Source organism: uncultured Sulfitobacter sp., assembly GCF_947499945.1.
Classification (GTDB): domain Bacteria; phylum Pseudomonadota; class Alphaproteobacteria; order Rhodobacterales; family Rhodobacteraceae; genus Sulfitobacter.
Genome location: NZ_CANMQD010000008.1, coordinates 17,772 through 29,976 on the forward strand (window position 1 = coordinate 17,772; position 12,205 = coordinate 29,976).

Below are 12,205 nucleotides of genomic sequence, written 5' to 3' on the forward strand. Positions count from 1 at the left end.
AGTTGCTCTGCGTTGGTGATATCCACCATAACCGGCCGATGGCTGCTGCTGGTCACAGACAATCAATATATCTGTGACGTTATAGGATGCTGAGCGCATTTTATGGCGCCGAATATTGATAATGTAGAACACTCACCTACTTTCTGAATCCTAATAAATTTTTGTTGTGTCACTTGAGGATAGTGCCTGCGACGTGACCAAGTGTCAGAGGGTTTTGATGCAGCATTTTGACAATTTGGATATTGTTATAAAGCCGCCTGAGATTGCACTCTATTATGGCGGTTTTCTCCGTCATATGTCGGGGCAGATCAAGTCAGGTGACTGGCACAGCAAGGCAGTTTCACTGGACAATCTGTTCAAATACACCGCCTGCATCAAACGTTTCCGGTACAACTTCTCTTGGGAAGAAACAGGGGTTTACCAATTATCGATGGACTGGATCGCTCAACACGGCAGCCTCGACGGCTATACAACCCTTGAAGAGATCAAACACAGATACCAGCAGATAGACCGTCTGTACCGGCAGATAAATCTGGAACGCCGCATCAAGCCCGCGTGGCTTTTGCACCCTGATAACCCTGTGTTATGCGCCAGTGACGGCATACTCATCCACGTCGGCCCCGACGGGCGTCAGTTTTTTGGCGCAGGTGGGATACACCGGATGGCTATTTGTCACCTGCTTGGGCTCCAAACATCCCCCGCACAGCTGGGATGTGTGCATCCTGACGGGATCACATCAGTGGATGTCATGCGCCCGAAACAGCATCGGCCACTCAGCGTGTAGTTGCCAGATCAGCAACCAGCGCCGCATCCAGATCGGTGTGAAACATATGCTCGGGCTCGTCCGGCATATCAGTGCCAAAGACCACACCCCGATTTTGCGCCAGACGGGTATTGACCTGTGCCAACCCAGCCATGAACTCGTGGCGAAGCTTACTGCCCATCATGCCACGCCGCGCCAGCATCTGTTGCAAAGCTTCGGGCGGGTCACGGCGAAGCTTTGTCAACAGCGGCCCTAATGCATAGTCGAGATGTGCCGCGTTCATCTGGCGGATCAGTTCAATTGCACCTGCGGGCGGGCTTACGTTGGTCTGCGGTGTCGCCGCGATACGCAGGTCCGTCTGCGCCGCTTCTAATATGGGTACATGCAAGCCGTCGCCTTTAAGCAGATCATAGTTCACCGCACGCACAGGGCCAAACGCATCCCAGCGCTGCAAATTGGTATCATAGTCAAAGCGTGCAGCGATTTCAGGCACTTTTACAAACTCGGCGATGGTGCCTGTGGCAATGGGTTTACGCTCACGCACATATTGCGAAAACAGCGATTCCGCATAGCGGTCCTGACGGCGCAGAAAACAGACGATTTCGAAATCGAACACATCGCGCCAGGGCGCAAAGAATTCCTGCAACGCGTCGCGTGGCAGGCTCAGACCTTCCTCGCTCAGGATCAGGCAATCTGCACGGCTGGCTTTGAATTCGGCCATGATCAGATCACGTTCGGTGGCCATCGCATCCGCGCCGTTCAGTGTGGCGCGGTAGATGAAGTTATGGGCGGGCAGATGCGGGTGCGGATCGCGGGAGGGATCGGGATAGCAGATGCCTGCGCGGCGCAGGGCATCGCGGTTGTCGCGCAGCGCCGACTGGATCGACGTGGTGCCCGTCTTATGCGTCCCCACATGCAGGACCAGACGCGGGCGACCCCGACGTGGCATCAGGCGCGACAACAGGCGCCTCACCAATACACCTGCGGGATCCAGTGGTGGCGCACATCGTCCAGATCATCCAGCGGCGCACAAAACGGTGTACCCCGTTTACAGCCCAGCCAATCGCCACTCTTCGAGCGCAGCATCAAATGGTCGCCACGCCGGTAGAGCAGCCATTGGACCCCTGTCAGTACATGATCGGGATCGGATTTCTCCAGCCGCACATCAGGAGCATCTGCACCCAGACAATAGTCATCCTCATTCTGGCACACCAATCGCCACAGGCCCGACTGCCCCGGCACTTCGACACATTTCCAACGGGTGCCGGCAAAGGGGTGTGCGGTACTTTTGGCGGTGGTCACACGGCGGCTGTCAAACACACCGTCCAGCCACAACGGTTTGGCCGCACTGCGCAGCGCCAGATGCATGCCATCGCGCAGCCGCAGACCCTGCCATCCCTCCAGCGCTTGCGCACTGCCATCCACAGGTGCACGCAGCAATGTCATCGGCACTTCAGCCATTGCGCTGCCCCGATGTGACATGGGTGATGCTGCTTTCCCATGCACTCAGTTCTTCTTGCCAGAAATCTGCCTGCATGGTCGTATTCAGTTGCGCGATATAATGCGCTTTGAGCGCGTCAAACTCTGTCGCAAAGTGGTCGATCTGGGCATAAAGCCGTGCTGCGGCCCGTGCCACTGCAACTCCGTGTGCGCCCTCTTGGGGGCGATAGACATATTGGGTCCAGTTGTTGGGGTTGGTCAGGATCACCTGCGTCAGCGGAATACGCGAGGCCGTGTCACGGCGCAGATCTTTGGACTTGCGTGCTTTTTTCGCACCCACACTGCGGTCCACGGGCCGCTCTGGTGTCATATAGAGGAAGAAGTGATGTTCGGCCTGCCCGTGACGCGGATCGCTTTGCTCAAGCAGTTCTTGAATGATCTCGGGGGGGAGCTGTTCGAACTTTTGATCGAAAGCGCGGAATTTACCTAGCCGCTGGACATAACGCGGCGCGAACCCGTGGGTCAAAAACATCTCGCGGTCGATGATGTCCTCAAGGATGGTCGCGTACAACTCGAGCCCCATGGGATCAGCTATGCCCAGATGCGACAATGCGCGTTGCAAAAAGAACTGCACCATCGTGTCGGCGCTTTCCTGACCATAACACAGGTTCACGATCAAGCCGTGGCTGATCGACATATACTCCTGCCCGTAGGAATGCGCAGGCTCGTGCCAACTGGCCATATTGGGGTTAGAGATAACATTGTGCCCGTATGCGCGACCACGCAGGGAATACTCAATGTCATCGCCGCGCAGGAAAAACGCAGCCGGATAGCCCATCTCGGGCAGGATCGCTGCGGGCAGGGACTGAAAAATGAAAGTGGAGTATTCGGGGTAATGCGCCGCAGCCAAGTCCGAGATGTCCGCCACGCTTTCGATCTCGCGGCCATGGCGCAAAAACCTTGGGCGAATAACCTCGCGCTTGCCCGTGATAGAGCCGCCTGCAAACCGGCCCCACATGGAGCCGTCTTCCCACAGAACGCGGCGGTTGTTCTGGCGGAACACCGGCAGGGTGAACATGGTGGTGTCAGTGCGAAACAGCGATGCGGCCCAGTTGCGACGCAAGCTTTCCAATGACACGCCGAGATCATCATCCAGCAGCAGCACTTCGTCCGGCATCACATCCGCCTGCGCAAACGCCTCGCGTGCGTGCAGCATGACCTGGCTCATGTTGCCACCCCCGCCCAGATTGGCACCGGCGTAGACAAAGATATTGAACATGCCCCCTGCTGTGGCCGTGGCATAGTCACGCTTGCTCACGCCGTCGGAGGCATCCAGCACAACAAAGGCCGTGTTGCGCAGGAAGTGGGTATAGTCCCCCAAGGCCGCCTCGCGGCGCAACTGTGCAAACAGGGCCACCACATCGCGCGTCCGTCCAAAGGTGCGCAACAATACAACCATACGCCCATCTACATCGCGCGGGGCGGCGGTTTCCCATGTCAGGCTGTCGATGCGGGATTTGCCACTGCGGGCCTGCACCCGCGCCTCCAGACGCACACTGGCAGGCAGGTCAGCACCAAGGCTGACACGCACCGGATCACTGCCCGCTTGGCTGGCCGCATCGCTCAGCAGTTTTGTGCTGCCTTCGGTATCATGAGTATAGAGGCCCAGATGGAAGCGCCCCTTGCCACGCAACACCAGATGCAGATTGTTCACAGCTGTATGTTTGCGAAAAATGTCAGGGAAAAAGCCGTTGCGCAGACTGTCTGTGCTTAGAAAATCCTGATTGGCCAATGTGACGGGCAAACCGCGCACATCCGACACATGGTCCGCCCCCGTTTTGAAATAGAGGTCTTGGGTGTCTGGATCGGGGTTTGTGCAATCCAACCCCTGTACAGTGACCATTTCACCCGTAGAAAGGGGTCGCGTCTTACGCGCCCATGTGCTCAGGAACGACGCAAGTTGGGAGGTTATCTCCCCCTCGGGTTGGGACATGGGGGCACTCCGAAAAGATAATGGACTCATAAGACTGCGATACCCTAAGCGCGCAGGCATTGTCCAGTTGGCGGCGCAAGCAAGGAGCCTGCGCCGCCAAGGCACCTATATTAAACTCAAGTGCTTAGAAGCCCATGTCTTCTTGCAGGGTAAAGATAAAGTCGCTGCCCGAGATATCACCGGCGGCACCTTGGACGAGGATGGTGTTGCCAAAGTTATCGGCCACCAGCGCGTCGCCGCCCACGGTCGTCACGGTCAGATCGATGCGGCCGTTGACTTGACTATTGTCCGCAAAGACCAGCATGTCTTCGCCATCGCTGAAGTCGCCGATGGTATCATTGCCAAAGTTGTCATCGAAGATGAAATAGTCTTCTCCGCTAAAGCCGCGCAGGCTGTCGTTGCCCAACCCGCCGTTGATGTCGTTCTCGTCGCTATTTCCGCTGAGGGTATCGTTGAAGCCCGAGCCATTGAGCCCCTCGATGGAGGTGAACGTATCCCCCGCCGCATGGCTGCCTGCGGTAAAGCCGGAGTTTAGGCTGATGTTCACTGCGCCCGAGGCATCGCCATAGTCGGCGATGTCAAAGCCGCTGCTGCCTTCCAGCGTATCCGCGCCCAGACGCCCGCGCAGGATGTCATTCCCGTCCCCGCCCATCAGGTAGTTGGCACCCGAGTCGCCATTTAGCGAATCGTCGAACGCCGAGCCGATGACATCCTCGATGGAGATGAACGTATCCCCCGCTGCATGGCCACCTTGGGTAAAGTTGGTCGCCAGCGAGAGGTTCACCCCTTCGTTGGAATTGGCATAGCTGGCAACGTCAGTGCCGCCGTTGCCGCGCAGCACATCAGCGCCCAGACCGCCCTCCAGTATGTTGCCGTTGTTGTCACCATTCAGAGTGTCGCCAAAGCGTGAGCCGATCAGGTTCTCGATCGAGCTGAACGTATCGCCCGAGGCATGGTTGCCCGCGCCGCCGCCCGCAAATCCGGTGAGCAGCGAGACATTCACCGAGCCTGCGCTGTCGGTATAGTCAGCGGTATCAAAGCCGCCGTTGCCGTTGAGCGCATCACCGCCCGCACGTCCGCGCAGGATGTTATTGCCGTTGGACCCGTTCAGGACATCGCCATTGGCCGACCCAAACAGGTTCTCGATGCTGTCAAACGTATCGCCGTTGGCGTGGTTGGCCGTGCCGCCGCCCGCAAATCCGGTGAGCAGCGAGACGTTCACGAATGTCCCCGACGCACGGTAATCGGCGGTGTCCGATCCGCCGCCGCCAAACAGGCTGTCCGCGCCAAGGCGGCCCTCAAAGATGTTGTCCTCGCCGTCGCCCGTGATCCGGTCGCCAAAGTTGGTGCCGCGCACGTTCTCGATGGAGATGAACACATCGCCCAAAGCATCGGTGCTGGGCCCGCCATTGGCAAAACCGCTGGCCAGCGAGACGTTGATGTTGGTGAAGTTATCGAGGTAATCGGCCCAGTCAGACCCTTCGCCACCATCCAGTGTGTCGCCCAGCCCCGCATTGGACTGTTCCTGTCCGCGCCCGCGCAGATAGTCATCGCCTTTGCCGCCCGACAGGTAGTTGTCGAAATCATCGCCGTTGATCAGATCGTTATGGTCCGACCCGATGACATTGCGGAAGCTGGTGCTCATCGCACCGTTGAGGAAGGTATCACCAATCGCATGGCTGCCCGATCCGCCGCCGACAAAACCCGTCTCGAGCGAGACGTTCACAAAACCGGTGGAGGACTTATAGCTCAGCGTGTCGCCCGCGCCGGATGGCGAAAAGGCCTGGTTGCCGACCATGTTATCCGCGCCCGCGCCGCCCTCGATGACGTTGTCACCGCTGTCGCCCACAATCACATCGTTGCGCGAGGAGCCGATGACGTTCTCGATGCTGATGAACTGGTCATTGCCCTGACCGATGGCGTTGAAGCTGCCACCACCGATGCCGTCCAGAAACACCATCACAGACCGGTCCACAGAGGCGAAGGAGGCGGTATCAGAGCCATCGCCACCGTCGATCGTGTCATTGCCGAGGCCTCCGTCCAGCGTGTCATCGCCCCCAAAGGCATTGAGGGTTCCCTCCCCGAATACCATACCTTCTATGATGCTGTCGGTACTACTGTCACCGACCAGAAGGTCATTCCCTGCGCCAGTCTCGATATAATCGTCTCCGTTATAAACCGTCAGATCACCTCCGGTGGTGATATTGCCCTGCAACAGCCTTGCATCACCATACGCCTGGACATTTTCGATCCCTGACAAGCGCATATCGTCGCTGCCAAACTGGAGCTCTTCGCCGCCGTCTACGGTGATCACATTTGCGTCCCCGTAGAGATCGATGTCGCTGGTAACTATGAGCTGCGAGGTCACTGCAATTGTATCATCGCCAAAAAGGTGCGCCACATCGGAGGTGAGTGTGGCGGTCTCCAGATCGCCATAAACGTCGTTGACGATATTGCCTAATGCGTTGTTATTGGTGCGGTCATCAGATACGATGATCACGTCATTCCCGGCACCAAGAGAAGCGCCAGAGCTCAGACTTGCGGTCCTTGCATCCCCGTATACCCCTTGTGATCCCGTATTGGTGATGAACAGCCTGTCATCCCCTCCTGTAAACGCGCCTTGCACAAGGACCACGGTGTCTGCATCACCGATTACGTTACCAACATTAAATGTATCACCATCAACGTCTAAACCATAAAACTGGCTTGTGATGTTGATCAGATCGTCGCCACCGCGGATTGATGCACCGCTTTCGTGGTTGATGTCGTCAAAATCACCGGAAACCAAAGTGTTGCTTGCGGAGGAATCAAGTGTGATCGTGTCGTTACCGCCCTCCAGTGTAGAGAAGACACCCGCACTGACTGACATACTGTCGACATCGCCCACAATTGTACTCACATAGGTCCCGTTCCGATCAGGGTCGGTCGCCTCCACCAAAATCACGTCATTGCCGCCATAGACAGCGCTTCCTGAATCAGCAGTATTACCATCACCGGCAATCAGGGAAATGTCATCGGTGTTGCGCAGCAGGATCGTATCATCGCCGCCGTAGGTCGTGCCGCCCATGCCCGTAAAGTTCACATCGCCAATAATGTTGCTATAGTTCCAGTCGCTATCTGCAACGGGCGAGAAGGTGATGAACACATCGTCACCGCCATAGACGGTACCGCTATTGCCGGTGCCCGGCCCACCCACATCTCCCACAAGGTTTAGCGTGCTTGCATTGATGAAACGGTCGTTGCCACCAAACAGCGTACCACCGGCATTCACGGTCAGGGCATCGCCGATTATCTCGCCGGAGAGATTGTTTGCAATTCCGTCGCCGGTAAATGTGTCGCGCGCGCCCGTCAGCGTCTGGCCCGTGGCCACACGCACAAAATCACCCATCATGGTGAGGGAACCGCCTTGTGTTGGCAACAGTACGTCGGTTTCGCCCGCCAGTGCCGTATTCCAGAACTTTTCATGGTTCAGGGCAGTATTACCGGAATCAATAAAATCCGTGAGCGGCGCATTCAGACCGAGGATCGAAAGAATAGAGTTGGTCCCTCCCGATGTTGCAATGAATATGCCGTTGACCGTTCCGGCCAGACCGGGCGTAAAATCCCCCAGATATCCCAGTGCAGTGATCTGATAGGAGTTTGAACTGGTCCAAGTGTAGCTGAACGGTGTTGTCGTCCCGCTGTTAAATGAGACGTTGCTGATATTCGACGCGTCGAATGTTCCCGACAGCTGGGTTGCATCAATTTGTGCCATGAAAATATCCTATGAAATTAAAATGTTAAGTTTATTTGAATAGATTGCCACAATATTAACATAATTTTGTCCTGTTTTTAACAAATTTTTTAAAACACAGGACGCACCGTAAAATGCGGGTCGGGTTTGTAAAACAGGGCGGCTTTACGCGCCTGTTGTTTTCGCACTGCATTTGGCATCACGGCGCTGTGCCAACAGTGCGGCAATGCGTGCCGTGACCAAATGTTTCTCCGAAGGGTCACGGCCCATCACCAGCTGCATCTTGTCAAAGAACAGATCTTCCCCTGTCCCCTTCGGATCGCGCCAGATATGGGCGGCATTAGGGGCGGCAAAAATCGTATCAACCCCCGCAAAGGCGGTCAGTTCGATCGTGGCGGTATTGGCCCCCACAACACAATCCAGCGCACAAGCCAGTGCAACCACACCGTCAAAATCATCCATTTTATCCAGATCATCAAAACTGAGATACTGTGCGCCGAACGTGGTGCGGATATAGGCGGCCATTTCAGGATCGTCTTTGTATTCGAGGCTCACGAATGTGACCCCCGGCAGGCGGTACATTTCGCCCATCTGGTCGGGGGTAAAATAGTTGGCCATGCGGTGGTATTCGAGGATGCGGCTGGTGCCGATCACCCCCACCAACAATGTGTCGGCATAGGGCTGCAACCGTTTGCGCCACGTGGTGAGCAGTGCAGGATCAGGCACCAGCACAGGGCGCGGGGCATTCGCAAACGCAGGCGCATCTGGGCGCAAGTCACACATCACGCTTGGCGCCGGGATCACCACATCGGCTTTTTGTGCGGCGGCCCAGACCGTGTTGTCGGCATATTGCGCCAGGCTTTGATCAGGCAGATCCGAAATCATTGGCAGCAGATCACAGTTCACACGGGTACGGTGGAACCGCGGCAGCGGGATAAACTCTGCCACCTGCGGAAAGGACCGACGAAACAGGCGGGCCAGACGTTTGTCCACGCTAAACGCCGCATCCGGAAACCGCCGCGCCAGCTCAGGGTAGGCAATCGCATAGCGGATCTCGTCGCCCACCCCCCCTTCGGAGAGGACCATGACCTTCTCCCCCGCCTTTACCTCGTCGATGCTGTCAGCCACCCGAAAATTGCGTGCGTGTTTGCGCAGCAGTGCCGTGCGCGGGTAATCCCGCAGCGCCTCGAACGCCACATCAAGGTCAGGCAGGGCCGCCCCCGCCAAAAACCGCGGCCAGCCCATCCGCGCCTTCTGTGCGACATATAAAATCCGGTGCTGTTCCTTTAATAGTGTGCGCAGCTCTGCAGATTGGCCCAGAAACGCCATGGAGCGGGTGAAGTCATAGGTGCTCCACCACCCGTCCTCGCCGCCGCCTGCAATCGTGGCACGGTAGCGTGCGATGATCTGCGACACCTCCTGTGGCGTGCGCCGTCCAGCGGTCCAGGTCATGGCATGGCTCCACCACGCATAGGCGCGTAAGTCATTGGGAAAAAGCGTGATCGCACGTGCAGCATTTATCCGCATCGTCTCGGTATCATTGTCCAGCAAGCCTGCGCGTCCCGCCCCCAACAACGTCTCGACCGTGGGATCACCAGCTTGCTCAAACCGCGCTTTCAGGCGCGTACTCCATAGAACTTCAGGTGCGCATCCGCTCTTGTCCAGCTCGGCTTCCAGCTCTCGCAGACTTCTATAGGAGGGGGTATCCAACCCGTTCAGCTGCATGGCGCGGAAATAGTAAACACAAGCCTCCTCAAAGTTATTCTCGAAGTTGAGGCAGTCACCCATCAGCCGGTAAAGCGCTTGATCAGCGGTACGGGTGGCCAGCACCGGCTCCAGCAGGGCACGCGCTGCGGGGATATTCATACGCGCGATCTCGAGTGCTGCCAGCCCGCGCACGGCTTCCGTTTGTTGAGGTGTATCAACCAGTCGGGAAAAAATATCATGTGCCTCGTCGTATTGTCCCGCATGCACGCAGGCTTGCGCATAGCGCAGCATCAGTTCCGGGTCAGCCGGGTCCTGCTGTAGCCGCCGGGTCAGCGCCTCCACGACCTTGGTCCACTCGCCTGTCGCCTCGTGCAGCGCCAGCACCAGATCAGCACTCTGCTCCTGTGGCATTCCCAAGGCCGCCAAATCCGTGATGGTCTGCCTGCCCGCTTGCGCATCACAGCGCCCGATGTGACAGCGGCAGACAGCCTTCAGCACCCCGATCGACGGGGGCTGCGCATTCAAGACCGCCAAAGCTGCGCTGTAATAGCGTTTTCGCATCAGCTTGCGCGCAATCTTTTCCATATCAGCCGCAGAGGTTTTGTGCAGCAGCGTCAGCAGGCGGGTTTCAAACACCGCACAGTCGTCCGTTTTGCGCAGACGCGACCTGATAAAGGCGATGGTCTCGGCTACCTTGTTGGCCACTTCCGCCTTCTCTGCCGATTTAGCCCTGCCTGTTCTTTTGATGCGGTGGTGACCCAATATCTTGGCCGCAATCTCCAAGGAAAATTGCCAGTCGCCCAAGCTTGCATATGCTTCGGCATACGCCAGCGCCACATGAGGGCGTACAGCGATCTCAGCGTCCAGATCAATATGTTTCAACAGGGCGCGAACAGGGACATCTTGTCCGTGCATCTGCAACATATGCAGGATGGCCATGCGAAACTCGGGGCTGGGGCTGGCCTGTGCGCAGGCCCCCATGCGCGTCGCCTGCTCATCCCTCATTGCCCCACGCACAGGATACCATGTGGCGGCATAATTTATGGCAGCGGCCCGCAGGCCCGTTATTGGATCTACAAAGAGTACATTCTGGGGGAAGTACCAACCAACAAACAGCGGTAAATCCACAGCACTGGCGACAAGCAAAGGGCGGGTACCCCCTTGTGCATCCAGATCACGGGTCAGACCCAGACCTGCATAAGACGGCATGCCATAAACGATCACAGGCTTCTCGGTCAGCAGTGCGGGCAGGCCAAGCGGGGAATCCACCGTATGGAATGCATCACACACCAGCGCCAATTCGGAAGCATTATATTCCGGCCCGATAATGCGGACACGGTCTGACAGTGCGGCCATCTTTTCGCATAGTGTCTTGTCCATATTCATGGAGGGGTGGGGCTGGTAAATGATTTCGGCTTTTGGATGCGCCGTGAGCACCCGCATCACCAGATCAAGATCGTCCATGCCTTCGGGGTTGGTGTGCACCCGCAGCCCCTCGTGTGGTGCGGCACGGCCCAGCACCACCAGACGAAAACCCTCTTTCAGCCCCAGTTTGCGGGTCATCACAAACAGGTTGTGCCGCTGCATGCGCCATGTCGATTGCAAACCTGCCAGATCGGGAAGCATGATGCGCCCCAGCCCCCTCAGGTGGTCCCGCCCTGCATTGCTCAAGGCATCCAGATCCGTGGCCAGATCGTAGTGCAGGGTCGAGACCCCTCCTGCCGCTTTTTCCTCGCGCAGCTTGTCGCAACTGAGAACAGGAAAAAATCCCCCGTCCTGATTGAGGTGCATCGGCATGCCGGCAGGATAACGTGACAGCACACGCACACGGCCCGTAACGCCATGTACCCAGTCCGGATGTTGCAGGCCCTGCCAAACAATCAGGTCCTGACCCGCAAGCACCTCTGGACTGTCAATCAGCCCATTTGCAGTGTCTGTGGCAGGCGCCTGAATAATATCTGCCGTCTCGAAAAGAGAAGCTGGCGATCCAGCGATTCCCACAGATGTACCTGCCATCAGGCATAGGTCTCCACCCGCAATGCTTCGCGGCCGTTGCGGCGCATCTATTACCCCTTCGCCTTCTTGCGCAACGCCCGAAGGCGCACAGGCAGCAAGGCGCTGGCGCACCTGATCATGGGGGACGCGGGCATGGGTCTCACCATCCAGATAACGCATATGTCGGGCCAGCCAAGCAGCTCCACTAGAGCCCTCTTGCGGCATCAAAGCCCCATAAGGGAGCAGTGCAAAACGGCACAGCCCTGCCCCTTTCACACCCTCAGGCTTGAGCATCTGGGAATACAGCACATGCACATTAGCCTTGTGTAATGTCGCAGCCAAAGCATCCAGCGCCACATCATCACACGACAACACATACAGGTCTGCCCCGCGCCCTAAACTGCGTATAAACTTCCGCCCCATAAGCCGAAGCCGTGCATCAGAGGCGATAAAGGTCCACTCATGCTCGGGATAGGCCGCACGTACCGATGCGTGTAAATCGTCGGATAGGCCAATGGCGGTAATTTTCATATGTGTCTTCCGAAAGCAAAAGAGCAATGGAATTGGCTCTTCT

Annotated in this window: 6 protein-coding genes; 1 reads left to right on the forward strand and 5 read right to left on the reverse strand. The window is 57.3% G+C overall.

The genetic code is table 11. The features are described 5' to 3' along the window. Window positions 1–217 precede the first annotated feature (217 nt). Window positions 218–784, forward strand: coding sequence for a hypothetical protein (locus Q0775_RS18670; protein WP_298864709.1), 567 nt, complete (start codon window positions 218–220; stop codon window positions 782–784). Here the strand turns inward: Q0775_RS18670 and Q0775_RS18675 are convergent. The 5 genes from Q0775_RS18675 to Q0775_RS18695 form a co-directional block, all read right to left on the reverse strand. Beyond that, complete coding sequence (locus Q0775_RS18675) at window positions 774–1,736, reverse strand: hypothetical protein (RefSeq protein ID WP_298864712.1); 963 nt, start codon at window positions 1,734–1,736, stop codon at window positions 774–776. The genes Q0775_RS18670 and Q0775_RS18675 overlap by 11 nt on opposite strands. After that, on the reverse strand, window positions 1,733–2,245 hold the full coding sequence (locus Q0775_RS18680) for a hypothetical protein (protein ID WP_298864715.1): 513 nt from the start codon (window positions 2,243–2,245) through the stop codon (window positions 1,733–1,735). Before Q0775_RS18680 ends, Q0775_RS18675 begins: the two co-directional genes overlap by 4 nt. After that, window positions 2,217–4,196, reverse strand: coding sequence for a hypothetical protein (locus tag Q0775_RS18685; protein ID WP_298864718.1), 1,980 nt, complete (start codon window positions 4,194–4,196; stop codon window positions 2,217–2,219). Before Q0775_RS18685 ends, Q0775_RS18680 begins: the two co-directional genes overlap by 29 nt. Before the next feature lie 124 nt (window positions 4,197–4,320). After that, window positions 4,321–7,950 carry a calcium-binding protein gene (locus Q0775_RS18690; protein WP_298864721.1) on the reverse strand — a complete coding sequence of 1,210 codons (3,630 nt, stop codon included), beginning with the start codon at window positions 7,948–7,950 and terminating at the stop codon, window positions 4,321–4,323. A 144-nt stretch (window positions 7,951–8,094) separates the two neighbouring features. Continuing rightward, window positions 8,095–12,162, reverse strand: coding sequence for a tetratricopeptide repeat protein (locus Q0775_RS18695; RefSeq protein ID WP_298864724.1), 4,068 nt, complete (start codon window positions 12,160–12,162; stop codon window positions 8,095–8,097). Window positions 12,163–12,205 lie beyond the last annotated feature (43 nt).

Coding starts and splice junctions, on each gene's coding strand:
- Q0775_RS18670 (WP_298864709.1), top strand. CDS start 218: ATGCAGCATTTTGACAATTTGGATATTGTTATAAAGCCGCCTGAGATT.
- Q0775_RS18680 (WP_298864715.1), bottom strand. CDS start 2,245: ATGTCACATCGGGGCAGCGCAATGGCTGAAGTGCCGATGACATTGCTG.
- Q0775_RS18685 (WP_298864718.1), bottom strand. CDS start 4,196: ATGTCCCAACCCGAGGGGGAGATAACCTCCCAACTTGCGTCGTTCCTG.
- Q0775_RS18690 (WP_298864721.1), bottom strand. CDS start 7,950: ATGGCACAAATTGATGCAACCCAGCTGTCGGGAACATTCGACGCGTCG.
- Q0775_RS18695 (WP_298864724.1), bottom strand. CDS start 12,162: ATGAAAATTACCGCCATTGGCCTATCCGACGATTTACACGCATCGGTA.